This is a genomic window from Helicobacter salomonis, assembly GCF_017979425.1.
GTDB lineage: Bacteria > Campylobacterota > Campylobacteria > Campylobacterales > Helicobacteraceae > Helicobacter > Helicobacter salomonis.
Window position 1 is genome coordinate 34571 of record NZ_JAERIS010000007.1, and the last position, 26674, is coordinate 61244.

Here is a 26674-nt window from a genome sequence, read left to right on the forward strand (position 1 = left end):
CAAAATTTCTATCTAGCTGACGCTAAAAGACCCAGGGATTGTACCCTAATGTAGCTTAAATTATCCTCACTCGTTACGCAGCACCGCAAGCGCGTCTACACTAGCTGCTTTAAGAGCAGGATAGTATGAAGAAAGCGCGACAATGAGGATCGCACCCACCAGAGTGCCAAGAAAATCTGCCATCGACAAATCTAAAGGCAATTTATCCATGCCATAGACATCAGCAGGAAGTGAGATAATAGGAAAATGTGTCAAAAATGCCATCGCCCCCCAAGCTAAAAGCACTCCTAGAATGATCCCACTCCCTCCAATCACACTGCCCAAGACAAAAAAACTTTGCTTAATTTCCTGTGTGCTAGCCCCAAGACTGAGTAACAGCGCAATCTCTTTACGACGATGCATCACTACCATGAGCAAGGAGCTGATAATATTTAAAGAGGCCATTAAAATAATCAACATCAAGACAATGAATAGGGCGCGTTTCTCTAAGGCCATTGCCGAGAAAAAGTTACCATTCTGTTGCCACCACCCCTCAACACCGATGCCATGATTGGGGATTTCTCTAAGCGCATCTTGAATTTTAGGCATTTCTTCCATTGCATCTTGTGCATACACATGAATACCATCATACACCCCAGAGGGCAGATTTCTGATCGCACTCAAGGCCTCTAAATTCGTGTAGAGGTAGCTATTGTCATAAGCCCTTAATCCTGATTCAAACATGCCATCTATATCAAAGCGTTTCATCGTGGGAGAGAGTACAAAACCCGTAGGTTCTAATTTTGTAAAAAACAGGTCTAATTTTTTGGCATTTCCCAACATCAAGGATTCTTTAAGAGTTTTGCCCACAATTAAATGGAAAGGTGTACTTTTAAAGTGCTGCAAAGTATCTGCATCAAACGCTTTTTTCAAAACACTATTGATTTGCAATTCTTTATCAATGTCCACCCCAAAGAGCAAGCCCCCATTTACCGTGCCATTAAAACGCGCCACGACCTGCATCTGCAAATAGGGGCTAAAGATCAGGTGGGGAAATTTGCGCTCTAAGGCTTCTAGGGTGCTCTGTTCAATCCCCGAATAACTCGTAGAATAAAGAGTTAAGGGATAATTCATTACAAAGAGCTTATTTTCAAATTCCTTGTTCATCCCATTCATGATCGCCATGGCTACAATGAGCACCATCACCCCCACTCCCACCCCCAAAAATGCCAAGAGGGCCGTGATACTGATGAAGGGCTGATTCCTATCAAAGCGCAGGTAGCGACGCACTAAAAAGCGCACTAAAGAAGAAGTGGGTTGAATCATCGGGGCTTAGAAAAAATCCCTTTTTTAGGACCGCTCCTGCCATGGCAATGTTTATATTTCTTGCCACTCCCGCAATGACAAGGCTCATTTCTGGAAATACTCTTAGAAGAGTCTTTAGTTTTAAATGTCCTCGAAGGGGTTAAAGCCATAGCTTGAGGCAGGTTTTCTGCATCCATCTCCCAGTTACTTAAAGCCAATTCAATGTCCGAGTTATTGAAGTTCAACTCCTCTTGGGCCCCCTCTACATCACTGAAGAATTTTTGGGCATCCTCATGGGTGCTTGCACTCAGTTCGAGCTTGTGAAAAGTCTTAATGGCCTCTAATTTGATCGAGTCGATGAGTTCCAAAAAGAGATTATAGCTCTCTTTTTTATACTCGACTAGGGGGTCTTTCTGGTTATAACCCCTAAGCCCAATGCCTGTTTTGAGATTATCCATGGTGTAGAGGTGTTCGCGCCACGCATTGTCCAAGATTTGCAAGTAAATGATGCGCTCAATTTTATTGCGATCCTCGACCTGCTCCATCTTGGCTTGGTATTGTGTCTCCAAGGCATCGATAATGAACGCTTCCAGTCCCGCCATACTCTCCTCTTTGAGGTCTTTAAAGTCAATATGGGCGTTAAATTCCTCTTGCAAGACATGGGCAATGCTCTCCAAATCCTGTGTATCAAAATCTTGTGACTCAAAAGCCTGTTGGTTCTCTAAAATCTTCATCACCGCATATTGCCGATTTTCCTCAATACGCGCGCTGATATCGTAATCATCATCCAGCAATTCATTGCGAAATTTGTAAACGGTCTTGCGTTGCTCATTAGCCACATCATCGTATTCTAAAAGGTGTTTACGGCTTTCAAAATGCAGGGCCTCCACTTTTTTTTGGGCGTTCTCCACAGAACGAGTCACAAGTTTGGATTCGATGTATTCTCCATCTTTTAACCCTAGTTTTTCCATCACTCCTTTAATGCGATCGCTTCCAAAAATACGCAATAAGCTATCCTCAAGGCTCAAATAAAATTGACTCACCCCCGGGTCACCTTGCCGTCCAGAACGCCCTCGAAGCTGGTTGTCAATGCGCCTGCTCTCATGTCGCTCTGTGCCAATGATATAGAGTCCACCCAATTCCTTGATCTCATCGCTCAATTTAATGTCCACACCCCGCCCTGCCATATTAGTGGCAATGGTAACTGCGCCTTTGAGCCCTGCATCTTTGATGATCTCGGCTTCCTTGGTGTGCTGTTTAGCATTTAGCACGGTGTGAGGGATGCGTTCCTGTTGCAAGAGCGCATGCAAGACCTCGCTTTTTTGGATACTCGCTGTGCCCACAAGCACAGGTTGCCCTTTTGCATGCAACTCCTTGATCTTGGCGATCACGGCCTCAAATTTCTCTTTTTCACTTTTGTAGATGAGATCATTAAGGTCTTTGCGATGGACAGGAATGTTGGTGGGAATGGAGATGACCTCTAAATTATAAATTTCTAAAAACTCTGTGGCCTCCGTCTGCGCCGTACCCGTCATGCCTGCTATTTTGTCATAGAGTCTAAAATAGTTTTGAAAAGTGATGTCAGCAAGCGTTTGACTCTCCTCTTTAATGCGCACATGTTCTTTGGCTTCCAGGGCTTGGTGCAACCCTTCGCTAAAACGCCGTCCTTCACTCAAACGCCCTGTAAATTCGTCCACAATCACTACTTCCTCATTAGCCACCACATAATCCTTATCCCGCACGAATAAATAATGCGCCTTGAGAGCTTGATCTAGGTGGTGTGAGAGAATGGCGTTGTCCAGACTATAAAGATTGTCTACCCCAAAGAGTTCTTCGGCCTTTTTAATGCCTTCTTCGGTGATGAGAATCACGCGATTCTTTTCATCAATCGTAAAATCCGTGTTGAGTTCTAGGTTTTGGGCGACCATGTTGGCGCGCTCGTAATTTTCCATGCGTTTATTCACGGGCCCTGAGATAATCAAGGGCGTGCGCGCCTCATCAATCAAAATCGAATCCACCTCATCAATGATGGCAAAGGCATGTTCTTTTTGCACCTTTTGCTCTAAGGAGTATTTCATGTTATCGCGCAGGTAATCAAAGCCAAATTCATTATTTGTCCCATAGACAATGTCATTAGCATAGATTTCCAGGCGTTCTTCATCAAAACTTCCCCCTACCACAACCCCCACACTATAGCCCAAGAAGTTGTAGAGAGGTTCCATCTCCTTAGCATCACGCTGGGCTAAGTAGTCATTGACTGTCACTACATGCACACTCTGTCCACTCATCGCATGCAAACTGACTGCCAAAGTCGCCACTAAGGTCTTGCCTTCACCTGTCTTCATCTCGGCAATCTTGCCTTCATGCAAGACCATGCCCCCGATGAGTTGTACATCAAAATGGCGCATGCCCAAAACCCGCTTAGAAGCCTCGCGCGTGATTGCAAAACTCTGGCATAGGACTTCATCTAAACTCTTCTCTTGGGCGCGTACCTGGACTTTCAAACTCTCAAAGCAGTTTCGTAATTCTACATCGCTAAGAACACTGCACTCCTTTTCCAGCGCATTAATGCGTGCTACGCGTTGCTGATACACTCTAATGGCGCGTTGATTCTTGGTGCCGATAATCTTACTGACGAGGGTTTTAATCATTGTGAGTATCCATGTCGTTTTAACATAAGCCTGGATTTTAACAAAATTTTATACAATCGTGCCTAAAAGAGAGTGCTATGCGTTGGATAGTGGTTTTGAGCCTAAGCTTTGTGGGTCTCTGGGGCGTTAATCTCAATTTCCAAAGTTTTAGCGCACATTTTGAGCAGGTTGTCCTAGGTGAGGGGCCTAGCCCAGTGTATACGGGTGAGATTTTCGCCAAGATGCCTGATTACGCCAAGTGGGTTTATTACAAGCCCCTGGCTAAGGAAATCTATATGCGCGATAAAAAAGTGGTGATTTACGAGCCCCAACTACTACAAGCCACTCTTACATCACTAGATACTTCCCTAGATTTTTTTAGCATTCTCAAAAAAGCTAAACTCCAAAAAGACGGCCGCTATAAAACCAAGATCAAGGGCACCACCTACTACCTCACGCTACAAAATAATTTACCCTATCTACTTGAATTCACAGACAAGCTTCACAATAAGGTTAAAGTTACCTTTAGCTCCGTGAAAACCAATATCCCCTTAGAAGACTCCATCTTCGTGTTCACACTGCCTAAAGGCGTTGATCTCATCAGACACTAGTAAATGTGTTTAAAGTCTTCAATGACATCTTGATACATTTCTAAAGTCTGTTGAATCGATTGATCCAAGGTGTAGTTTTGTGCACTCTGCACATAGGCTTTTTCTGCTTGGGCGCGCTCTTGAGGGTGCTCTAACCAGTAGTCGATTTTGCGCGCCAAATCTAGCGGATCATTAGCCTTAAATAACGATCGGTGATCAAGGGCAAATTGATTGGTTGCGCTGATCCTGCTATCAGAAATAATGGGCACTATCCCACAACCCATGGCCTCTAAACACGCGATCGCCTCGCCTTCCACATCTGCGCTATGCACATACAAATCACATTGATAGAGCAAATCCAACAATGCATTCGACTCTATAAACCCAAAGTCCACAGCATGCGCTAGTTTGCTTGCTTGTTTCTCTAAAGCCAACAAACAAGGCCCCTGTCCTTTGAGGTGGAGTTGGATATGGGCGCGATACTTGCTCAAATGCACTGCCTCAATGAGCACGCGCTGGTTTTTCTCGGGCGAGTAGCGGCCTACCATGACAATGTGGTAGAGATCATCTTGCTTAGTGTTGTGGGTGCGCGGGGTGTAGAGAGGATCAAAGCCATTGGAGATCACATATTTTTTACCTCCATAACCATGCCGATTTAACTCAGATTTGATGAGGGGGGAGGGGCAGTGGATATGGAAGAGATGCTGGTAGTAATTCCGCTTAAACCACCAAAAGATCGCGCGGTTAAGCCAGCCAAATTTTTCTAACCCAATATTGTAGGTGATGTGCTCAGGTTGTAGATGAAACGCCCCAATATAGGGGATTTTCATGATGCGCGCTATTTTGAGCGCCACTTTCTCTAACTTGAAAGGTAGAAAGAGATGCACGATATCCGCGCCTTCAAAGGCGCGTTGTAACACCTCTGGATGGGGTTTTCCAAAGAGGATATGCTGTTTATGGGCCATCTTGCTCACCAAGGGTATGTGGCGTTCTGGCACGGCATAAAAACCCTCCCCCTGCACAAAAGGAGCAACCACGCGCACCTCATGCCCGTGCGCACACAAAGCTTTGTAAAAGCGGTAGGCAGTCATTGAAGTGCCATTACTTTTATTTTCAAAACTATCCACCACTAATACAATAACCACTACTCGTCCTTAAAGTTAAACTTGAAAGGGCGTTTGTCAAAGACCAAAATTTCAAAATCTCCTTCAAAAACCTTGATCTCCATAAACTCTCCCTCCACGCGCACAGATACTTTTTTAGAACTGGTATGACTAATGGAAGCGTTGAAGTAGATTTCCTGTTTGACTTCAATGGGAGCGAGAAAATTGAGTCTGATAGAGCTAATCAAGCTATTTTTTTTGTTAAGGGCGCATAGGGCGGCAAAGCTGGCTGCGCTCACAACAAAGCCCGCATGTACGAGGTCTTCTTCGCAGAGCATGAATTCTTTGGGGACTAAGCACACCGTCGCTTTTCCCGATCCAAAGGAAATCAAATCCGCGCATAGAGTCTGCTCTAATTTAGAGCAGACCAGCAAGCCTTCCTCAAGAGGGGTATCGGCCATCATCATCCTTTTGTCAAGATAAAATAACCCCGCATAGGGGCATGGTAGCCCTCCACACTCTTAGACCCACTCGGGTCCAAAAAATGCTCCAAACTTAATCCCTCGATCCAAATAGTTTTGCGTTGTTCCTGTGTGGTGGTGGTGCGCTGGGTTAGGAGAGTGCAGCTACTAAAACCCGCTTTAAAAGCCCAGTTTTGTAAGGCGCGTGGACTGGGGATAAAATAGACATTATTCATTTTAGCGTAGGTGCGTGGACACAAAGCGACTTCTAGGGGGCTATCGTAAATCAAGGAATCTAGAATCAATACCCCCTGTTTTTTCAGCCCCATGTGCAAGGCCTTGAGCGCGCTATGGGGGTCTTTGCGGTGATACAACACGCCTAGACAAAAAATTACATCAAAACGCTTGGGGTAAGTGCGCAGGTCCTCCACTCCCAAACTTTCATAGAGAATAGGAAGTTTTAACAAGGCGTTGAGGTAAGTAAATTGTGCCTTGTAAAGTGTGCTCGGGTCAAATCCGCTCAAACTCGCACAATTTTCTTTGGCCATGCAAAAGAGGTGGTAGCCATTATTGCAACCCACATCAGCCACATGTTTGCCCTGTAAATCTAAGCAATCCTTGAGAATATCCCATTTGAAATCACTCCGCCATTCGCTTTCAATCTTAAAAGCCCGATCATGTTGCTCCAAAATAAAGGGTCCCTTACGCCATGGACGCAGTGCCCATGCCTCTTGGTAGAGCGTGTCTAAATTCAGGTTGTCCTCTATGTAAATGCGTAATCCTTGATCTAAGCAGTAACTAGCCAAATAAACTTCCTTGTGGGGAGGCACTTCTCAGTAATGTTTCTATCTGCACATCTCCCAAGACAAATCCTAGGCTAAAACGGGCGTGTAGCAAGGTTTGCAAATGGAGAGAATCGTGGTAAAGTTGGTGGGCTATGTTGAGAGGAGTGGGGCTGAAGACTGCCACAGAGTGCCAAGGGGCGATGTTGCGGGTGTGTGTGAGGATGGCGGGCATTTCCTCAGAGTTAATGTGGTCCACCAACACTTTGAAGCCATGGGGACAGAGCTCCAACGCGTCATTAGTGTAAGAGGCACGCATGAAGGGCAGGACGCCAAGATGTTCTAATTGAGGAGACAAATTGAGGGCATGGCAAGCGCATAGGGTGCGCCCCAGTTGTGGAGCGTAAAAACTGGGTAATTTAAGGTCAAAACGCGCGCCCTGGTAGAGAATACTTGTAGAGAAAAGTTGTTGGAGTAAGATTTGACAGGGCATGGCCTCTTCTAGCTCCAATTCTTTGGAAAAAAAGTCCTTAAACACTCTGGAAGTCGTCACAATATAGGACACTCCCCTAAGGCTCAAGTTGAGGAGCTCCACACTCTCTCCCTCAAAAAACACTATACTCGGATCGCTCAAGATTCGACTTAGAATTGCAAATTCCACGCGGGACATACAGAGTAAACACACATCTAGCAAATGGTAACGCAACAATCTCTCTAGGGCTTTTGTTACTTGGGGTACAAAAATCCATGCAATTTCTAAATCGCCAAGGGGCATCTCCTGATCGTAGAGCACGCCATAAGCCCCGCACTCTAGGGCTTGGGTAATGTCTGGAGCGTGTAGGGCAATGAAAAGCCCCCCCTTGGCATCTTTGGGGTTCGTGCTAACATGGCTAAAGGCATGTATGCAAGGCGCATTCTTAAGCACTCCCCTAGTGATCTCCACCACCTCAGCCACATGCACTAGCTAATAACACTTCCATTTTTCATAGAAGTGAGGGGTGCGATGAGGCTTAGATTTTCTCCATCTTCTGCGCTCAACACCATACCCTCACTCAATACGCCCAACATTTTACGCGGCTCTAAATTTACCAGCGCGCATATCTGTTGCCCTTCTAGGGTTTTGGGATCATAATGTTTGGCAATCCCTGAGAGAATGACTCGCACTCGATCGCCAAAATCCACGCGCAATAACAAGAGTTTGTCACTCTCTTGGAGTTTTTCCACACCCACGACCTGTCCTACTCGAATCTCGAGCTTTTGGAAATCTTTTAAGGAAACCATCTGGGATACAGAGGTCTTTGGGGTAGCGGACTTGGGAGGCTCTAAGCGGGGGAAGAGGGGCGGGGCTTTTTGAATCACAAAAGAGTCTAAAAAGGGGTTCTCTTGCAGATGTGCAAATGCGCCCGCCTCTAATTTTAAGCCCAAAATATCGGCTAACTTGCATGCACTCTGTGGGATTACTGGGTAGAGGTAGTAAGCGGCTTTGGCTAGGAGAGTGGCAATCAAGCCCAATAAAGCCATGATTTGCTCTAAGTTAGTCATTTTCCAAGGCTCCTCGCGAGCAATGAGCGCATTAGCCCCCTCGAAGACCTTCCATAAATCCTCTAGGTATTTATGGGGCTGCATTGCCTGCATGCTGGTGTCCAAGGATTCAAATAGCGCATTGAGAATGGCATAATCTTGAGCGTAGTGGTGCAATACCTGCGTACTCTCAATGCGCCCCTCAAAGTAACGCCACGCCATCCCACTCAAGCGTTGCACCAAATTTCCTAGCGTGTTGCTCAAATCCGCATTCGATCGGCGCAATAGCGCTTCAATGCTAAAATCTCCATCTTGACCTAAGGGCACTTCGCGCAGGAGAAAATAACGCAAAGTGTCCTTGCCATATTGCTCTGCTATATCTTGGGCACTGATCACATTCCCGATGCTCTTGCTCATTTTCACCCCCTCGATGGTCCACCATCCGTGCACACATAGATGCTTGAAAAGGGGCAGTTTCAAGCTCATCAAAAAGGCGGGCCAATAGATCGCATGGAAGCGCAGAATATCCTTCCCCACAACATGGATGGCATGGTTAAAATGCCCCATTTTCTCTCCATTAGGATAACCCAGCGCACTCACATAATTGAGCAAAGCATCCAGCCACACATAGATGACATGCCTAGGGTCTTGGCATGTTGGAGGGAGTTTGATTCCCCACTCAAAACTGGTGCGTGTGATGGAAAGATCATGTAAACCCTGTTCAATGAAGCGCAGCACTTCGGGCGCGCGGGAGGTGGGTAAAATAGCTTGGGGGTTTTGAGCGTAAAAATCTAAAAGGGATTGTTGGTATTTACTCAGCTTGAAAAAATAGCTCTCTTCCTCCAAAACACTGGTTTCGCGTTGGCAATCTGGGCAACGCGCGTGGCTGGCCACAAAACTCTCGCAACTCACACAATAAGAGCCCCTATAAGTCCCCTTATAAATGTCACCCTGTTCTAACATGGTCTCAAAAGCGCGTTGCACCACAGCTACATGTGCGCTATCCGTGGTGCGGATAAAGTGGTTATAAGGAATATTAAAAAAATCCCATTGTTCTCTAAAGTGCGCGCTAATTTTAGAAGCGTATTCAAAGGGGCTTAGGTCATGCTTTTGTGCGCTTAGAGCGATTTTTTGCCCATGCTCATCGGTGCCTGTTAAAAAAAACACCTCGTGCCCCTGCAAAGTGTGGTATTTTGTCAGCATATCGGCGATAAAAGTAGTGTAGGCATGCCCCAAATGCGGAACATCATTGACATAATAAATGGGGGTAGAGACCAATTTTTGCATGCAATCCCTTTTAAGTCTAAAAACATATAATAGCACAAAAGGATGTCTATGTTAGCCAAGATGTTTTTGAAATCTATGCTCAAGCGCTTTAAAAACGGAGATTACCGCGTGATTTTTTGGGATAAAGAGGTTTATCTCAATGGCACAAAAACCCCTAAATTCACGATTAAGTTCAACCGCCCTCTCAGGATGAGCGATATCAAAAAAGACATGTCCTTGACCATCGCAGAAGCCTACATGGACCGCGTCATCGATATTGAAGGGTCTATGGATGAAGTGGCGCGCGTGCTCTATCTGCATACCAATTACGAACATCTGCACAAACACGACAACGCAATGCCCGTCCAACAGCCCCACAAAGAGAGTTCTAACATTCAAAGTCACTACGATTTAGGCAATGATTTCTATAAACTTTGGCTAGATGAGACACTGAGCTACTCTTGCGCCTATTTTAAAACCCCAGAAGACACTTTGCACCAAGCCCAACTACAAAAACTCGACCATACACTCAAAAAACTTGATCTCAAACAGGGTGAAAAACTTTTAGACATTGGCTGTGGGTGGGGTTATCTCTCTATCCGTGCGGCCCAAGAGTACCATGTCGAGGTAGTGGGCATCACCATTTCAGAGGAACAATTTAAAAAGGCCATCCAGCGGGTAAAAAGCATGGGTTTAGAGGATCGGGTTACCATCAAGCTGTTAAATTACCAAGACCTAGATGGCATGCATGAACGCTTTGATAAGGTAGTGAGTGTGGGAATGTTTGAACATGTTGGCAAGGCAAATCTACCTTTTTATTTTAAAAAAGTGAAAGAGGTCTTAAAGGTAGGGGGGACATTTTTATTACACTCCATTCTGTGTTGCTTTGAGGGTACGACCAATGCGTGGATTGATAAATATATCTTTCCAGGGGGATACCTACCCTCCTTAAGGGAGGTGATCTCCATCACGGCAGAGAGTGATTTTCACCTGGTCCTGGCCGAAAGTTTACGCCTGCATTATGCTAAAACTCTGGACATTTGGTATCAAAATTTCCTCACACATGAGGAGGAAATAACAAACATGTATGACGCGCGTTTTGTACGCATGTGGGGACTATATTTAAATAGCTGTGCCTCTGCTTTCCGTGTGGGAAGTGTAGACCTCTACCAGCTCTTGTTGACTCATAGTGTGGACAACACCATTCCCTTGACCCATGAACATATCTACCAAACAACGCCCTAATGGCAGGAGGTTCTCAAGGAGTTTGCTTGTGGGTGTATCAGTAGCACAACTTTTCCCAAGTTGTAGAGGTGGGTGTATCCATTAGAGAGATGCCCTGCTTGGCTAGATCCTCTCTGATGCGATCGGCGAGCACAAAATCTTTGAGCTTCTTAGCCTGCAAGCGCAAATCGATTTGGGTTTGGATATGAGTTTTGAGCGCATCATCTACACCCAGCTGGAAGTAGAGTGTGGGGTCTTTACCTCCTAGACCCAAGAGCATTTCTACAAAGGCGAGGTCAGCTAGAATGTTCTGCGCCCTTTGTTTTTTCGCATTTTTATTGAGGGTGTCTAGCTGTTCGTTTGAGTAGTGCAAATGTTCCTCTAACACACTGAGGGCTTTAGAAATATTGAGATCATCTTGCATACACGCGAGCAATGCATGCGTGAAGTCATGTTGGGGTGTTCCAATAGAATTGAGCGCCTTGAGTTCTAAGGCGCGTTTTTTGAGGCGATAAATCTTATCCAAGCGTTTTTTGCTTGCCAATAAATCCTCTTCGTTAAAGTGCAATGCAGCGCGGTAGTGCACGCCTAAGAGATAGTTGCGTAAAATCTCTCCATCATAGACTCGCAAGGCATCCTTAATGTAAAAGCTATTACCCAAGCTCTTGCTCATTTTCTCCCCTGAAATATTCACAAAACCATTATGCATCCAATACTTAGCTAATTCCCGATCAAATGCGCAACGGGTTTGAGAGGCTTCGTTTTCATGGTGAGGAAAGAACAAATCCGATCCGCCCCCATGGATATCAATCTGGTAACTTTGATCTCTGTAAGCGACATTGGCAAAAATCATGCTCGAGCATTCAATATGCCATCCGGGTCTGCCCTTGCCAAAAGGACTCTCATAGCCCACATCATTAGAACCCTTGTAGCTCTTCCAAAGGGCAAAGTCTTTTTCATGGCGCTTTTGAGGGTTATCCTCTAAACGACTCACGCTCTCTTGATCTAAAGAATGCGCGCTCAAAGTGCCATAGGCACGATCCGTGCTGGTGTCTAGGTAGATATCTCCATGGTCGGTTTTATAAGCATGTCCCTTGTCTAAGAGAGCTTGAATCATCGCTACCATGGCATCTAAATGTTCGCTAGCCTTGGGTTCTAAATGCGCGCGTTGCACACCTAGGGCTTGCATATCCGCCAAATAGCTTGCCATGAAACGCACGCTTAAAGCCTGTATTTCCACTTGTTCTGCCTGTGCTTTGGCAATGATCTTATCATCAATATCAGTGAAATTTTTCACCATTTGCACAGCATAACCACTCAGCTCCAAAGTGCGCCAGAGTAGATCAAAGGCGATTGCGCTACGGGCATGGCCTAAGTGCGAGTAGTCATACACCGTGGGACCACAAATATAAATTTTGACTCGATTCTCTTGAATGGGTTGTAAAAGCACTTTTTGTTTTTGTCGGCTGTCGTAAATGTAGAGGGGTTGCATCTATGCCCTTAAGTGAAGTAGTAGAATGTTTGAAATGCTTGTAAACACCACAGAAACAGCACTAACAAAAGGGCTTCAAACGCTAGAAACCCCAGTAGTCCTATTCCTTGTTTGAGAGAAATCATGCCCAAAAAGCGCTTAAAACCAAAAGCCTTGATATTCAAGATACAGAGCATCCATCCGGTTAAACTGCTCGCTAATGCTAGCCCAGCTGCTTGCAAATAGTGCATGCACACCAAAGAGCTTAACAATCCAAAAATCAAAGAATAGAGAGTGATTTTAGCTGCGCGGAGCTGTTGCCCTTGTGCATAAAGCCAAAGCGCGAAAATCTTAGAGAGGCCAAAGGGCAGAAGTCCCACCAAATACATTCTAAAGACAGCTGCACTCTGTATAGTGTCTTGGGCACTAAATCGCCCGTGTTCAAACAAGAGGGCAACGATGAATTCACTCAAGACAATGCCCCCCAAACTGGAACCCAAAAGCGTAAGTGTGAGAAATACAAACGCACTTTGCATGTGTTGCATAGCCTGGGTGTGTTGGCGGTTTTTAAGAGATTTGGCAATGGTAGGAAAGAGCGCAGTTGAAATGGCGATGGCAAAGAGGGCTAGAGGTAATTGGAAAATGCGATTAGCATAATAGAGGTAGGAAATACTGCCCGCGCTCAAGAACGAAGCCAGCAAGGTATCCAAAAAGGCTGAGAGTTGGCTAGCTGAATTGCCTAGCACACTGGGGAAGAATTGCTTGAAAAAGCCCTTGAGCTCAGTTTTGAGATTATTGTTAACGGGAGCTTTAGAGCGCTTGAATCCGTGTTTGAAGCCTAGATAAAAAAGTTTTAAAAAACCTAGGGTGTAGAGAGGGTAAAAATGCACACACACCTGCGCCACCCCACCCCAGAGCACTCCGTAACTCAAATAATAAACTACTTCTAAGGAGTGGTGATCCTGACCGCATAGCAAACCCGTAATCATCCCTATATTGAGCAAAATTGTGTGGTAAGCGCTCACAAAGAAGCTATTTTTATATTGCAAAAGTGTTCCAAAAAAAGTACTCAGAAAAACCAAGAGCAAGTACCAAAAATTCAAGGCCACGATGTCTTGGGCAAGCATAATGGTGTGTGCATCAAAGCCATAGGCGAACATCTTGGTAAACAAGGGGGCATTGTAATACACCGCCAAACTCACGATAACTAGAAACGCACTGAAGATGCCCAAGACGCTCAAGCTAAAGCCAGCCTTATGACGGCTGTGGATAAAAGCGGGCAGAAAGCTCTGGCTAAACGCTCCCTCTGCAAAGATGCGGCGGAAGAGGTTGGGGAATTTGAACGCCACAAAAAAAATGTCACTATATAGCCCACTTCCTAAAATGGACGCGCTCAACAAATCGCGTACAAATCCTGCGACTCGCGAACAGAGAATCCCCGAGCTATTGGTCAGAAAAAATCTTTTGAGCACACAAACCCCTTGTCAGGCCGTTAATTCTAGTCTAAAAAAGATTAATTGGTGTTGTGTTTTTAGCCGATGTGTATTAAGATGCGAATATTTACACAAGGAGTGTGCTTTGGCGAATGGTTTTTATTCTAAGACTGTGCTTGATTGTGGGGATATTCAACTAGAACTTGAAAAAGTAGCGCAGACTCATGGCATTGACATAGAAGATTTGTGGTTTGACCTGCTCAAGGTACACACCTTGATGCGCACGAATCCCAAAGATGTTTTCAAGATTGTAGAGGAGAGCGAAATAAGTCAGATTGACGACGATACATTTTTTGGCGATAAGCAGGTAGAAGTCATTCAACGCTATGACATCTGCATTAAGAAAAAATTATTTACCTACTTCTTTGAACTGGAATTGTCTCCCGAACGGGATGAGCTGTATATCGTCTTTGAAAATCCTTTTGTCATGATAGAAGATGAGGGGTTGTTCAAGGAAATTTGCGCTTCCATTGAAGCCACAATGGCGCATCAGAAAATTTTGTTGCGGCAAATGCAAACCCAACACGCTGCCTTGCACAAGGAGATTGAGCATTGTGTCAAACAGGATCAGCAACCAGAGAGGATCTTGCTCAAGCGTGCCCTTTATCGCCCCAATAAACCCGGTTGCGTGCATTTCCTCTTAAAAAAGGTATGGGAAGAGAAGAACGACCAAAAGGCTCCAGCGAACTCCATTTTTGGAGCGGGCGTGGGTGATGCCGTGCTCGAGTATATCAAGCCCATTGCTGGAGCGAGTGGACCTGATCTCTTGGGACAATTTGTCAAGGTGAAAGAGGAGAATCCCCCTCCGTCCGTTTTTGAATGTAGCACAGATGCCTTTGAAACCAAAGAAAATGAACAAAAGGTAGTGTATTTCTCTAAAATCGCGCAGTATGTCGCTATTGTGGGCAATATTCTCAAGAGTTTTACCAAGGATAGTTATATGGAGATGAAGAGCACTAACACGCCTATGTTTTTGGGGGGAGTGGAAAATGGCATGGTGCTTTACATCAGCGCAAAGAATGAAATTGACAATGCTATTGAAAGTAACTTGCGCATTGAGGCCAAAGAAATTCATGTAAAAGGCAATGTGGGCAAGAATGTCAATTTGGTTGCTAAAAAGGTGATTGTAGAAGGTCAGTTGCATAATGATAGCTCTGTAGAAGCAGATGAAATTTTTGTCAATAATAATAAGGGAACTTGCCGAGGCAATAAGGTGATTTGCAAATACGCTGATAGAGGCACGATTATCGCCCAAACTTGTGAAATTGATGCGGGCAGTGGAGCACAAGTCTTTGCTAAAGAGATCAATGTGAAACAGCTCAAATCTAACAACACACTTCACTTTTCCAGCAAGTGCATGGTGGATTATGTCGATGGAAGCGAAAATAAATTCTATTTTTATGCCTTTGCTGATCCTGATTCCAAACGCATCTTGGAAGAGACCAAAGCGGGAATGGCTCAATATAAAGAGAAAGCGCAAAGCGTCATGGCTCAGTACCAACAACTCAATTTACTTGTGCGGCAAAATCAAGGCACCATTGATAAAATTAAAAGCGCAGATGTTACCACACGAAAAGCGTTAATGGAGGACGAGTCGATCCAGCGCATTTATCATGATTTTATGGATTGTCTGCGCCGCATCAAAATTTTGCGTCTTTATGTACTCAAGATTCAGGAAGTCAATCGCAAATTTCTAGATCGCCTTGTATCCTTGGAATCCCGCATGCGAGATGCACGGCTTTCTGCTAAAAGCGCGTGGAGTGCGTTTAATACCATCGCGTGCAATCGCCTATACACCGGTCGCAATAACCAAACCTTGCAGACAGAAAAGGGCGAAATGGTCGACTTTAGACTTGATGGAATCCAACTGGTTCGCGCAAAACACCAAATGGATGATTTCAAACAAATAGATTTAGAGGGCGGGGCGTGATAGTAGGGCTGGTGGGATGTGTGGAACGTATCGAGCCCACTTTTATAACGCTCTATGTCAATGGGGTAGTTTATGGAGTGCATGTGAGCTTGCGCACCAGCGCGTGCTTGCAAGTCAATCAGGAAGTGCGCTTAGATACGATCTTGGTGCTCAGGAAAGATGCTCAAAATCTCTTTGGTTTCCTAGAGTCTGAGGAGTGCACCCTCTTTGCGCGTCTACTTAAGATCAATGGAGTGGGGAGCAGAATTGCCCTGGCTATTCTCTCTGTTTACAGCGTGCAAGACTTTACTTTTCTTTTAGAAACGCGCGATTTAAAGGGATTGCAAAAAGTGCCTGGAGTGGGGAGTAAACTTGCAGGTAAGATTATGTTAGACTTGGAGGGCTACTGGGAGCACAGCGTGGTTTCCAATCCCCATACGGCAGAGGCGATTTTGGCCTTGGAGAGTTTGGGCTTTAAAAGCACTCAAGCGCGTCAAGTGTGTGTGTCCCTGCCCAAGGGGCTTGACACGCAAGAGATTATCAAGCAAGCATTACAGCAATTGAGGTGAATATGCAACGGGCATGGCATCTGCGCAGTTGGCGCGATTTTCCTATTTTACAGCAGCCTAGTTACCCTGATCTGCTCGCCCTAGAGAGGGTTGAAAAGACCTTGAAGAGCTATCCCCCTTTGGTCTTTGCCAAAGAAATGCGCAGTTTACAAGAGGCGCTCAAACAGGCTAGTCGCGGTAAGGCGTTTTTATTGCAGGGGGGGGATTGTGCGGAGAGTTTTGAGAATTTTAGCGCAGATGGGATCAGAGACCTTTTTAAGGTCATCCTGCAAATGAGTGTTGTGCTAGCCTTTGGGGGGCGTTGTCCCGTGATTAAGGTAGGACGCATCGCAGGGCAATTCGCCAAACCTAGAAGTCAGGAGAGCGAATGTGTAGATGGGGTGGAGGTGCCTATTTATCGTGGGGACATGGTCAATGGTGTTGATGTGAACGCCCGCCAAGCTGATCCACAGAGATTATTGCAGGGTTATCATCAGAGTGCGGCAACTCTCAATTTATTGCGCGCCTTTGCCAAGGGGGGGTTAGCAGACCTGGCCGAAATACATCGCTGGAATTTGGATTTTGTCAAGAGTAACGATTTGGGTCAACAATACGAGAACCTGGCAATGCAGATCACCCAAGCTTTAGATTTCATGCAGGCATGTGGGGTGGCTGACCTGCCCACCCTCAAAGAAACCGATTTTTACACCAGCCATGAGGCGTTGCTGCTTCACTATGAAGAGGCTCTAACGCGCCAAGATAGTTTAACTTCTCAGTGGTATGGCTGCTCTGCCCATATGCTTTGGATTGGGGATCGCACTAAGGGTCTAGATCAAGCTCATGTAGAGTTTTTAAGAGGTGTGGGCAATCCCATAGGAGTCAAGATTGGTCCTAGCGCTACATTAGAGCAACTCCTAGGACTCTGCGAGATTCTCAACCCACATAATGAGGCGGGTCGTTTGAGTTTCATTGTGCGCATGGGATCAGCCTTACAGGAAAAATTCCCGCCTCTCTTGAGCGGGGTGTTGGAGGCACAAAAAGAAATTGTGTGGGTTTGCGATCCCATGCATGGCAATACGATCAAGACTAGGAGTGGTGTAAAGACGCGTTCATTCACCCAAATTGTGCAGGAAGTGAAGGATTTTTTTGCGATTCATCGCGCGCAGGGAAGTTGTGTGGGGGGTGTGCATTTGGAAATGACAGGCTGTGATGTGACAGAATGCATTGGGGGGTCTCAGGCCATTACAGAGGAAACTCTTCAACACAATTACCATACTCAATGCGATCCTAGACTCAATGCCACACAGGCCCTTGAACTCGCTTTCTTACTCGCAGACATGCTCAAGCACAACGCACGTATGACGGTCGGTTAAGATTTTTAGCTACAATACCACCTTTACACTAGATTTGTGAAAGGACCTGCATGCGTTGGTTATTACTGGTGGGTGCATTGGTGATTATTCTCAATGGGTGTGCGGAAAGTAAAGCACAAATCCTAGAGGACGAGCAAGATTACAAGCCTTCAGAGAAGACCATCTGGCAACCCGAACAAAAATGAGGTATCAAGGTGCGATGCCCGGCTGATCAGCTTGACGGGCATTGTCGCAATCCTGCTTAAAGCTCTGGCTCATGTAGTTAATCTTTAGTGTGGACTGAAAAGCTTCTTGGCATCGTTTGAGCATTCTAGCACGGGCTTTAGGGTGGGTGCGGTAGTGTTCTATGGAGTGGGGCAGGCTCCAGTGAAACTCCATAGGGGGCAGGCGTTCACCTGGACTCCCCTCACACTCGTCGCTACAATAACCGCTCTGAGCGTGAAGAACGCCTGCTAAGAATAAAGCTAAAAATATCCCTTGCATTTTCATTGTAAATCCCTTTATTCTAAATTCAAATGTCTAAGGAGTAACCAGCGGATTGTCAAATAAAGCCCGATAATTTTACAGCTCTCTAAAAGCCAAAATACAACGATGGCATGTTTTTCTAAAAAAGGCAGTTTGAGATAGAATTCTATATATCCGTAATCTAATGTGTGCTGGTAAAATTGATAGAGCCAACGGGAGGGCAAATCCAGGAACACACTAATCAGCACGAAAAGCGCTAAACCTATGAGCTTACGCAGGCGTTTTAATTTGAAGGCGTGCAACAGACTCAAGACCAGGAGGAATTTGAGATAGAGCAGAGCAAAGAAAAAGAGAAGAGTGAGAGCGTGCTTGCCAAATTGTGTGCAATTCTTATAGAGAGAACTTAAAAGAGCATGGAAAAACTCATGGCTGTGGTTAAGCGCATAAGAGAGTGCAAGAGCAAGCAATAAGAAGAACAGACTAAGCACGATCCAAAAGAGGTTAATCATAAGTTTGGGCAGTAGGATTTGATCCACACTCAGAGGTAAACTCCATGTCAAGTAGGCCTGTTTTCCAAAGAGTGTTTCTGATAAAGAGCGTAGAAGTGCTACAATCAAACACACGACCAAAATTCCACTGCCAAAGAAAAACAGCATCTCGCCCAAAAAATCTAAAGCCAGCCAATCTTTGCTGACCAATAGGGTACAAATTAACAAAAAGACTTGAGTTCCCACAATGGGCGTGTAACTATCTAAGAAATCATACTTAAAAATATGCTTCATGCAATATACCCCCTATAAAGCTGCTCTAAGTCCATTTGTCTGACATCATGGCAAGCCATAATGCGCCCTGCTTTCAAAAAGATGGCTTGATCGATATAGCCCTGCACATCGTGAATTAAATGTGTGGAAAGCAACACACTGGCATGGGCACATTCCTCCGCAATGAGTTGTAAAATCTCTGCGCGCGCGAGCGGGTCGACTCCACTCAAGGGTTCATCAAAAAGAAATAGCCGCGCCTTACGCGCCAAAATAAGCAAGAGTTGAAATTTTTCCTGTGTCCCCTTAGATAATCGTTTAAAAGACTGCTTCAAGGGAATTTCAAAGCGCTCTAAGAGCTCTAAGGCGCGTTGAGCTTGGAAATCTGCGAAAAAATCTGCATAAAAGCGCACCATCTCTTGTGCACTAGCATGGGGGGGCATGCAACTATGTTCGGGAAGATAAGCTACACATTGTTTAGTAGCCACCCCCACATGTTGGTTGGCGATGTGAACCTCACCCTCATAGCGCACACACATGCCTGCAAGAATTTTGAGTAAGGTGCTCTTGCCCGCACCATTAGGCCCTAAAAGTCCAATCATCTTAAAGGTAGGGAGTTCCAAATTGAGATGATCGAGCGCCCGATGCCTACCATAGGACTTGCTCAAATTATGGAGGCGAATCATCAATAAGAAAACTTGGTAAAGAGCACAAGGGAAGAATTCCCGATATTGCTCATCACTTTGGGAGAATAGGAGTAGACATAGCCAATTCCTGCGTCTAAGATCATCTGTTGGTACTGCCATACCTTGTAGTTAGTCATGATGGAGTACTCCTGGTAGATTCCATAGGCTACCATTAAGTCGACACGAACCTTCTTGGTTTTCATGCCTCCAAAGAGATAGCCCGTATAGGTACCATTAGCAAAGTAGATTGCAGGCACACCCACAGAGTTGATTCCCCGTCCATAAAACTTGCTCTTGTCGTCAAAAGACCAAAAAAAGCCCTTGCGCCCCGACGCAGGCACAGCATAAAACCCTAAGCCAAAATTGAAAATTTTGTATATAAAAGTCTGATCTGCCCAAAACAATCCCCCCTGAGACTCCTGCTTGATTCCGCCTGTGGCTCCGTATTGATAGATTCCATGCACAATTGTGTAAGATTTGAAATGCTGGGGCAAGTCATGCTGGTATTGTGCTTTAAAGCCCAATTGAAAGAGTGTTCCAGTTGCAGGGAGGGGGAGTTTGGTATCTGCGAGCAAAAAGGGAGAGATTTGTAAGCCCTTATTGGCATAGCCCATGCCAAAGGCAATTACTTCTCCGCCCACATATTTCTTTTTAGACACTGGATCGTAAGAAGCTAACGCGTTGATGCTGGTGGCAATACGGGGTCCCTGCAAATCATTGCCCTGATAACCATTGTAGAGCATGGAATCCATGAAAATCCCCCAAAAGCGAAAATCATTGCGATGGATGAACAAACTCCCACCCTGGATATTTCCCTGAATCCAATCAAAATCCACAAAGTTGGTGTCAAAGCGCCCCATAGAAAATTTGAGTCGTTGGGTGTCAAACTTGACATAGGCATCTGAAATATCCCCCATGCTCAAGTAGGGGCGCATATTGCTCTCCACACTCCCCAAGACATTTCCCACGCTTACAATGGGTTGAAAGCGTTTGTTATGGCTGTAGACATTCCATGCCCCAATTGCCCCAATTCCAAAGGCCCAACCATTGTTAAAGGAGAAATTAGTCCCTACGCGTGCGTCAAATCCCACATAGCCATGTGTGCGGTGTTCAAGACCCTGGTTGTAAATCATACCCAGATACCCAAAAGGGTCCATCACAATCTCTGCCCCCCTCAAAGGTAGACCCCACATTAATACAGCGGCAAAACAACGCTTCAGATTCGACAAGACCCATCCAACTCTATATGAAACGCCCATCCTTAAGAACCCCAAAGGATACCAACACGAAGGGCTTTGTGTTTGATAATGCCTACAGCGACATCTCTACCGATTGTAGCACAATTAAAGCCACTAAGTGCTTACACCTCCGCTTCAAAGGGCGGAGTTTTCGTGCATTTAGATAAATTGACCCTACAAATACTCAAAAACATGCTAAAATGGCAATCGTGTTTAGTAGGTGGAGCTCCTGCTTAAATTAGCTTGACAGGCATGCGAAGTGTTTTGTGCTTTTGAGGGCAGAAATACGAGTAGGCATGAATGAAACAAAAATGTAGCAGAAATCCTAGCTCTACAAAGTTTTGTGAATATAGAGCAGAATCTCTCATGATTGGGATTTAGTCTGTAAGCGGTACCATCAGGCGTGTTTACTCGTCTTTGCTGGCTGGGCATTTCACTTAAGAATTTGGTTCTGCCTTCTTGTTCTATCTGACACAGGATATTAAGATGAGTTTCAAAGAAAAAATCGCGTTAATGTTGGTGGTGGTGCTGGCCGCGAGTTTCATGGCATTTGGCACATTTGTAGAACGTTTCACAAATAAAATCATCAAACAAAATTCTGAGGAACACTTGCTCGAAATTGTCAAAGCCAATGTAAATTGGATTGTAGCTTGGAATCAGAATACTCACAAGCTTTTCAAGGCAGCTGTGGAAAAAGTACGCGATGATTGGGAGGGAAACACGGATACGCTCTTAAAAAATCTCAGGTATATAGGTAAAAATTTAGACGCTCTGCATGTCTACATTGGTTTGAGTGATGGTTCTTTTATCTCCACTTTGGGGCCTCCTCCTTCTGGTTATGATCCCAGAGTACGAGGATGGTATAAGGAGGCACATACCCAAAATCAGATTGTGATTTCTGAGATTTACAAGGATGCTTATACAGGTAAACCCGTGATTACTTATAGTGAACCCTTGGTCGTGCAGGGACAATTTCTAGGGGTCATGGCTGCTGACCTCCCCTTAGACTTTTTTGAAGAACATGTCAAGCGGATGATCACTGAAGAGGGAGGAGGGTTGGATCTCATCGATCGCAATGGTTTGGTCTTGGGTTCTAATAAGCTTAAACCAGGGACGAACATTGCCGATGCGGGCTCATTTCTCAAGGGTGTTGCCCATAAATTGCTCAACACACAGCAGGGAGTGTTGCATGGCCATAAGGAAATTGACCATTCTCTACTTGTCTACACAAGCGTAGCTAATAGTCATTGGAAAGTGATTGCACGCATTCCTACTGAAATCGCATTCAGGAATATTAAAAAATTACGGGCACTCATGTTGGTAGTATCATTAATGGCTCTCTTTATTACCCTGAGCATCATGTTGTCCTGGATTTACTATTTAATGCGCCCCTTGGATCGTCTCAAGCGTTTGAGCTTGGATCTCACCACAGGAAGTAGAGATTTGACCAAACGACTTCCTTGCACCAACAGGAGCAAGCGCAATGAGATTGTGACCATCACACGCAATATCAATACCTTTATTGAACAGATACAGACGGTGATGTATCACATCAAAGAGATAAGCAGTCAACGCGCTAAGGTGTCCAGCACGCTTATAGAAAGCACTACGAGCGTACTTGCCCGTGCTAACCGTGCGACTGCTGTTGTGGAAGAGGCTGTTAAGCGTAGCCAGCACAATATTGATACTATTCTGGAATATGTTAAAGGCGTGGAGAGCAATAATCAAAAGCTCAATCAGACTGGTACTTATCTGGACACCGCACACGATCAAATGAGAGAATTAAGCGTCCGCTTAGAACACAATGCCAGTCAGAGCATAGAATTTGCACATAAATTAGAGGAGACCGCCAAGAGTACAGAGAGTATTAAGGAGGTCTTGACCATCATCAATGACATCGCTGCCCAAACTAATTTGCTTGCTCTAAATGCCGCAATCGAAGCTGCTAGAGCTGGTGAACACGGGCGGGGTTTCGCTGTAGTGGCCGATGAGGTGCGTAAACTCGCTGAGAAAACGCAAAGCAGTTTGACCAGCATTGATGCCACCATCAGTGAAATGGTACAGGGTGTGGAGGATATCAACGAGCATTTAGGGCAAAATGCTAAGGAACTCAACCAAACTTCCCAGCTTGCGATCAGTGCGCAAGAGGTCATGCAACAAAGCGTCAAGGAGATTTCTAAGGCGATTCAATATGCCAGCGAGGATACCCAGCGTTTGCAGGGAGTTGTGCAGGATAGCCGTAATATTAACGAAGAGGTAAAGACACTCAGTACTCTAGCGCATTTAGAACAGGAGGACATTGAAAAAATGCGTAAGACCAGCACATCTTTAGATGACTTATACGGCGCATTAGGGGTTGAGATCGATAAATTTAAGGTATGAGTGTGATGAGAGCAATATTTTTTGCACTAATTTGGGCCGTGTATCCTCTATGTGCTCTGGATTATTTTCAGGCCCTAGATCAGGTGAAGCGGTGGTCAGATGATTTTGTGCGCCAACAGGGTTATAACTCACTAGAAAATGGTAATTATAGTGTGTACTCAAAGGCTACGGGCTATTCTTTTTCGATCCAGAATCGATACTATATGTTGCTCTATGTGATCAACACGATCAAAGACAACACCCGTCCACCCGTCGTGTGCACGGGAGTCCTCTTTAACGAGAAACTTTACAGGGGTTTCTGCTTACGGGGCTATGAAAAACTAAATGTGGAAAGCACTAAAAACACTCTGCTGATTAAGCTGGTCCAGACTGGCGTGCACACACCCACTTCCAGCACAAGCGCACAAGCTCTCTTAGCCTTTAAGAATATTGAGGGCACTTTTTATCTCACCCGTTATGCCAAGCAAACTTTGGATAGCACTCTTTTTCCCAGTGCAGCCCCCAAAACCTTTTATGAGCAAGAGAGTCCTATTTACGCGATGGGCGATGTCAATGACAAGCTGTTAGAGAAATTGCAAAATCAGCCCGCTAGCCTCGCTAGTGCGCGCAAACCTCAAAACTCTACATGTTTCAAAATGGACATCAATAACTCCAATGACTCTACCCCCTGTGAGTCCGAATATAGAACCAAAAACGAAGACCTGCTCTCCTTCAATGTAGGCAATGATCGTTATAGCTTTAGCAAACGCACGACTTATGTGAATAACCCCAATGATCCCAATTCTATCTGCGTGCTAGCGCGCCACAATGGCAAATTACTCAGTCGAACCCTCTGCATCCATCAAGGGCAAGTGGATTTAGCCTACAAATCCCCTTATTTGACTTTTGAGATGGGACAACACGACCCCTCTGCCGACAATATCTACACTAAACTCTATGTAACTTTCAAACTAGTAAAGGGCACTTTTTATCTGCATCAATTCAGCCAGCAATTCTTTAGAGTGGGTGATAATGGGGATAAAAAGGTGGTGCGCACTTTGATTTTTTATCGCCAAAGCAGAGACGATCCCCACAGACATAACCTAATGTCTTTGGACAGCTTGGAGCCGGGGTTTACTCAAGAATTGCAAGCACAGTGTTTTGACAGGGGATATTGCGTGGATTGAGGCGTCTGAGGATAACTCAGACAAAACACCTAGCACGCTAAACTAGAGTTTTGCCACTCGCGTGCTAAAGCCCCTAGCTTTAGCTAAGGGGAGTATGTCAACTTTTTCTATACTCCTCCATTTTACGCCAACAATAGCGCAACAAAGCTCCGTATTGGCTTGAGGAGTTATTTTGTGGCGCGCTCTGCACTTGGGGAGCTTGTGTTGTTTGGGGAATCTGTTGGCTCTGTGGGGTTTGTTGGATTGGTGTTCTTTCTACGATTTGAAAACCCTCAGGGTAAGTCATTAGATGAAGATTTTCTGCATGTCTAACAAAATGCTCTAAAGCTTGTTGCACGGCTTCTTGACTGAGATCAAGATTGGTTGTAATTTGTATTGTTGCGGGAATTGAAAAACTTTCTTGATCGCTGGCAATCACAAAGCCATGCCCTGCGTCAATATCTAGCCCTGCTTTGTCTATAAACCACTCCCAAAAGCTTTCAGGCTTAAATCCCTGCCACAATTCTCCATTACACCGCAACACCTCAAAACCACTAGGTTGAAACACCCCCGCCCCGATTTGACCATTTACATGCACGATTAAAAAATTAGCCATCGACCTTTCCTACGGCAACGGGTTTTTCAAATTTTTCCACTTCTTGATACACTTCTTTAGCACTCATGTCCGGGTTCAAGGCTTGATACATGTCATTGAGCTTATCAGAAACTAAAATACGATCAGCCGTACTCTCTAACTTACCCTCCAAATACTGGGTGAGCTTGTCCATGTCTGCACCCTTAAAATTATCTAACACACCATTTAAAACTTGGGCTTTTTGCTCTGGCGTGCCCCCAGCACCTTCTACATGCGCGCTAAGACTTACCCAGTTCTCAGGGCTAAGTTCTACTCCCTTTTTTTCCTCAATAGCTTTAAGCGTCCCAGCCGCGCCTAGCGCAATATATTTGAGTTTCTCTACATCGCTCCATTTTAGTTTGTCTTCTTTGGAGGGTTTCTCCACATTGGCGCGCGCATAGTCAATAAAGGCTTGGTAGCTCTCAAACTCTTCGGGCTTTTTATTGCATTTTGTCATTTGATAGTCCAAGTCCTCTATATCATCCACTTTGTCTTCTTTCCCAAAAATGCCTAATACTTGCGCTACTACGAAGATCACACTTACAATGGGCAACAAACCTGACCCCAAACCTGCTAAAGCCGCCCCCAGACTGGCTAGTCCTGCGCCTATACTGCTGGCTAAACTTCCAATAGCACTACATGCTGCACTACACACCGCACTAATTGCTACCCCTACTGCACTCCAAAATCCCAGTTCTAGCCTTCTCTTGATTTTTGCAAGGCATCAAATGCCGCTTGTTTTTCCTCTATGCTCTTTTTCATCGCCTCAATCTCGGCTTTGTATTGCTCGAATTTAGGTGGTTGTTTGGGCATTACAGATTCTTCACGCACCGCTTGTGTGCTATTACGATGGTATTCCATCACCACACTCCAAAATCCCATACTCACTCCTTAAAATTTTTTCAAACACTCTTTTAAGCGCAAATTTCCATGATCGCTGTATTCGATCTCTTTCTCCTGCGTATTAAGTGCTTTATTGAGCACAAAGAGTAAAGCCTTTTTGGTCTGTTCAGGCAGACCGCTATTAGCGTAGAGTTTGCGCATTAAATAATCGGCCAAATACTCCAAATTGTGGGGCACCTTAGCCTTAAGGGCACGCACAGGCTCTAGCTTGATATGGTTGTCCTCAAAAACCTTTCTCCACGCCAAGCTAAAGCTATAAAAATCATAACTCAAGGCTTGCTCCACTTCCTCTAAACTGGGTTCTTTGTGTTCTAAAGATAACAGCACCCCGCTTTTATACTCGCGTTGATAAAACTTATGCGCCCTATGTGCAATCAAGGCTACATCGATACCCTTGGCGCTGGTGTCGGTTTGGGGGGTGATTTGCACCTGAATGGGCTTTAAAAAGTCGGGGTTAAAAACAGCAATGTAAAGTCATAGGAATATATGAAATTTTCATTAGCCGTTCTTGCCACAAAAGCCCAATTTTTGCTAGAATAGGCATCGCCTTTAGCAGGTAGAGTTCTTGCCGCATTAGTGCTATGGATGAAACAAGAATACAGCAGAAATCCCAGCTTGTAGGATTTTGTAGGTCTGTAAGAACGGCTTCTTATTGTGCTATTGCATGCCTATCATGACATAGCGCAAGTATGTCTTTTTGCTTTTTTCATTTACCACTCGCGCCGTGATAAGGCTAGCACCAACATAGCTGTGCTAATATTTGTGCAATCAAGGGGTAATACCCTTGGGGTTGGGGCATCAACCTTTG

The 26674-nt window shown here is 45.0% G+C and carries 25 protein-coding genes; 8 read left to right on the forward strand and 17 right to left on the reverse strand.

Features of this window, described 5'->3' with window-relative positions; translation table 11 throughout:
- Positions 1–66 precede the first annotated feature (66 nt).
- Both KCO92_RS02725 and secA read right to left on the reverse strand, forming a co-directional pair.
- A complete protein-coding gene (locus KCO92_RS02725) occupies positions 67–1305 on the reverse strand; it encodes an ABC transporter permease (RefSeq protein WP_104695347.1) in 1239 nt (412 codons plus the stop codon).
- Complete coding sequence (gene secA / locus KCO92_RS02730) at positions 1302–3935, reverse strand: preprotein translocase subunit SecA (protein WP_104695346.1); 2634 nt, start codon at positions 3933–3935, stop codon at positions 1302–1304. Before secA ends, KCO92_RS02725 begins: the two co-directional genes overlap by 4 nt.
- A 77-nt stretch (positions 3936–4012) precedes the next feature.
- Here secA and lolA point away from each other — a divergent pair, with 77 nt between their 5' ends.
- Positions 4013–4525, forward strand: a complete 513-nt coding sequence (lolA, locus tag KCO92_RS02735) for a LolA-like outer membrane lipoprotein chaperone (protein ID WP_104695345.1) — start codon at positions 4013–4015, stop codon at positions 4523–4525.
- On the opposite strand, the gene KCO92_RS02740 is transcribed toward lolA, so the two are convergent.
- The 5 genes from KCO92_RS02740 to metG are packed head-to-tail and all read right to left on the reverse strand — an operon-like array spanning position 4522 to position 9658.
- A complete protein-coding gene (locus KCO92_RS02740) occupies positions 4522–5649 on the reverse strand; it encodes a glycosyltransferase (RefSeq protein ID WP_104695344.1) in 1128 nt (375 codons plus the stop codon). The genes lolA and KCO92_RS02740 overlap by 4 nt on opposite strands.
- Positions 5649–6068: a hotdog domain-containing protein gene (locus KCO92_RS02745; protein WP_104695343.1), complete on the reverse strand. Its 420-nt coding sequence runs from the start codon at positions 6066–6068 to the stop codon at positions 5649–5651. The genes KCO92_RS02740 and KCO92_RS02745 overlap by 1 nt, the downstream gene beginning before the upstream one ends.
- A gap of 2 nt (positions 6069–6070) precedes the next feature.
- Complete coding sequence (cmoB, locus tag KCO92_RS02750; RefSeq protein WP_411710046.1) at positions 6071–6841, reverse strand: tRNA 5-methoxyuridine(34)/uridine 5-oxyacetic acid(34) synthase CmoB; 771 nt, start codon at positions 6839–6841, stop codon at positions 6071–6073.
- Between the two features lie 25 nt (positions 6842–6866).
- Positions 6867–7811 (reverse strand): hypothetical protein, encoded by a 945-nt coding sequence (locus KCO92_RS02755; protein ID WP_104695341.1) that lies wholly within the window; start codon positions 7809–7811, stop codon positions 6867–6869.
- On the reverse strand, positions 7811–9658 hold the full coding sequence (gene metG, locus KCO92_RS02760) for a methionine--tRNA ligase (protein ID WP_104695340.1): 1848 nt from the start codon (positions 9656–9658) through the stop codon (positions 7811–7813). The genes KCO92_RS02755 and metG overlap by 1 nt, the downstream gene beginning before the upstream one ends.
- A 48-nt stretch (positions 9659–9706) precedes the next feature.
- Between metG and KCO92_RS02765 the strand changes: the two genes are divergently transcribed.
- Positions 9707–10882 carry a class I SAM-dependent methyltransferase gene (locus KCO92_RS02765; RefSeq protein WP_104695339.1) on the forward strand — a complete coding sequence of 392 codons (1176 nt, stop codon included), beginning with the start codon at positions 9707–9709 and terminating at the stop codon, positions 10880–10882.
- Positions 10883–10919: 37 nt separating this feature from the next.
- Here the strand turns inward: KCO92_RS02765 and cysS are convergent, their stop codons facing one another.
- Together cysS and murJ are read right to left on the reverse strand one after the other, a co-directional pair.
- Complete coding sequence (cysS, locus tag KCO92_RS02770) at positions 10920–12353, reverse strand: cysteine--tRNA ligase (RefSeq protein WP_104695338.1); 1434 nt, start codon at positions 12351–12353, stop codon at positions 10920–10922.
- 8 nt (positions 12354–12361) lie between these two features.
- The gene (gene murJ / locus KCO92_RS02775) at positions 12362–13804 is read right to left on the reverse strand and encodes a murein biosynthesis integral membrane protein MurJ (protein WP_104695337.1); all 1443 of its coding nucleotides are present in this window, start codon (positions 13802–13804) and stop codon (positions 12362–12364) included.
- 106 nt (positions 13805–13910) lie between these two features.
- Between murJ and KCO92_RS02780 the strand changes: the two genes are divergently transcribed.
- The 4 genes from KCO92_RS02780 to KCO92_RS07575 are packed head-to-tail and all read left to right on the forward strand — an operon-like array spanning position 13911 to position 17840.
- The gene (locus tag KCO92_RS02780) at positions 13911–15755 is read left to right on the forward strand and encodes a DUF342 domain-containing protein (protein WP_104695336.1); all 1845 of its coding nucleotides are present in this window, start codon (positions 13911–13913) and stop codon (positions 15753–15755) included.
- The gene (gene ruvA / locus KCO92_RS02785; RefSeq protein ID WP_104695335.1) at positions 15752–16303 is read left to right on the forward strand and encodes a Holliday junction branch migration protein RuvA; all 552 of its coding nucleotides are present in this window, start codon (positions 15752–15754) and stop codon (positions 16301–16303) included. The genes KCO92_RS02780 and ruvA overlap by 4 nt, the downstream gene beginning before the upstream one ends.
- Positions 16304–16305: 2 nt before the next feature.
- On the forward strand, positions 16306–17655 hold the full coding sequence (locus KCO92_RS02790) for a class II 3-deoxy-7-phosphoheptulonate synthase (RefSeq protein WP_199766086.1): 1350 nt from the start codon (positions 16306–16308) through the stop codon (positions 17653–17655).
- A gap of 50 nt (positions 17656–17705) precedes the next feature.
- Positions 17706–17840, forward strand: a complete 135-nt coding sequence (locus tag KCO92_RS07575) for an HP0135 family lipoprotein (protein WP_267892223.1) — start codon at positions 17706–17708, stop codon at positions 17838–17840.
- A 4-nt stretch (positions 17841–17844) separates the two neighbouring features.
- Here the strand turns inward: KCO92_RS07575 and KCO92_RS02795 are convergent, their stop codons facing one another.
- Genes KCO92_RS02795 through KCO92_RS02810 form a run of 4 tightly spaced genes read right to left on the reverse strand, consistent with a single transcriptional unit; the run spans position 17845 to position 20793 of the window.
- Positions 17845–18144 carry an EexN family lipoprotein gene (locus tag KCO92_RS02795; protein WP_104695333.1) on the reverse strand — a complete coding sequence of 100 codons (300 nt, stop codon included), beginning with the start codon at positions 18142–18144 and terminating at the stop codon, positions 17845–17847.
- A gap of 11 nt (positions 18145–18155) precedes the next feature.
- Entirely contained in the window at positions 18156–18902 is a 747-nt protein-coding gene (locus tag KCO92_RS02800) for a hypothetical protein (protein ID WP_104695332.1), read from the reverse strand.
- The gene (locus KCO92_RS02805; protein ID WP_104695331.1) at positions 18899–19567 is read right to left on the reverse strand and encodes an ABC transporter ATP-binding protein; all 669 of its coding nucleotides are present in this window, start codon (positions 19565–19567) and stop codon (positions 18899–18901) included. The genes KCO92_RS02800 and KCO92_RS02805 overlap by 4 nt, the downstream gene beginning before the upstream one ends.
- Positions 19564–20793, reverse strand: coding sequence for a hypothetical protein (locus tag KCO92_RS02810; RefSeq protein ID WP_247598908.1), 1230 nt, complete (start codon positions 20791–20793; stop codon positions 19564–19566). Before KCO92_RS02810 ends, KCO92_RS02805 begins: the two co-directional genes overlap by 4 nt.
- A 495-nt stretch (positions 20794–21288) precedes the next feature.
- On the opposite strand from KCO92_RS02810, the gene KCO92_RS02815 reads away from it, so the two are divergent.
- The gene (locus KCO92_RS02815; RefSeq protein WP_104695330.1) at positions 21289–23184 is read left to right on the forward strand and encodes a methyl-accepting chemotaxis protein; all 1896 of its coding nucleotides are present in this window, start codon (positions 21289–21291) and stop codon (positions 23182–23184) included.
- Between the two features lie 2 nt (positions 23185–23186).
- Positions 23187–24350 (forward strand): hypothetical protein, encoded by a 1164-nt coding sequence (locus KCO92_RS07405; RefSeq protein WP_233710444.1) that lies wholly within the window; start codon positions 23187–23189, stop codon positions 24348–24350.
- 97 nt (positions 24351–24447) lie between these two features.
- Here the strand turns inward: KCO92_RS07405 and KCO92_RS02825 are convergent, their stop codons facing one another.
- Genes KCO92_RS02825 through KCO92_RS02840 form a run of 4 tightly spaced genes read right to left on the reverse strand, consistent with a single transcriptional unit; the run spans position 24448 to position 26295 of the window.
- A complete protein-coding gene (locus KCO92_RS02825; protein WP_104695329.1) occupies positions 24448–24945 on the reverse strand; it encodes a hypothetical protein in 498 nt (165 codons plus the stop codon).
- Entirely contained in the window at positions 24938–25618 is a 681-nt protein-coding gene (locus KCO92_RS02830; RefSeq protein WP_104695328.1) for a hypothetical protein, read from the reverse strand. Before KCO92_RS02830 ends, KCO92_RS02825 begins: the two co-directional genes overlap by 8 nt.
- A 41-nt stretch (positions 25619–25659) precedes the next feature.
- Entirely contained in the window at positions 25660–25845 is a 186-nt protein-coding gene (locus KCO92_RS02835; protein WP_104695327.1) for a hypothetical protein, read from the reverse strand.
- A gap of 9 nt (positions 25846–25854) precedes the next feature.
- Positions 25855–26295 carry a hypothetical protein gene (locus KCO92_RS02840; protein ID WP_104695326.1) on the reverse strand — a complete coding sequence of 147 codons (441 nt, stop codon included), beginning with the start codon at positions 26293–26295 and terminating at the stop codon, positions 25855–25857.
- Positions 26296–26674: the final 379 nt, after the last annotated feature.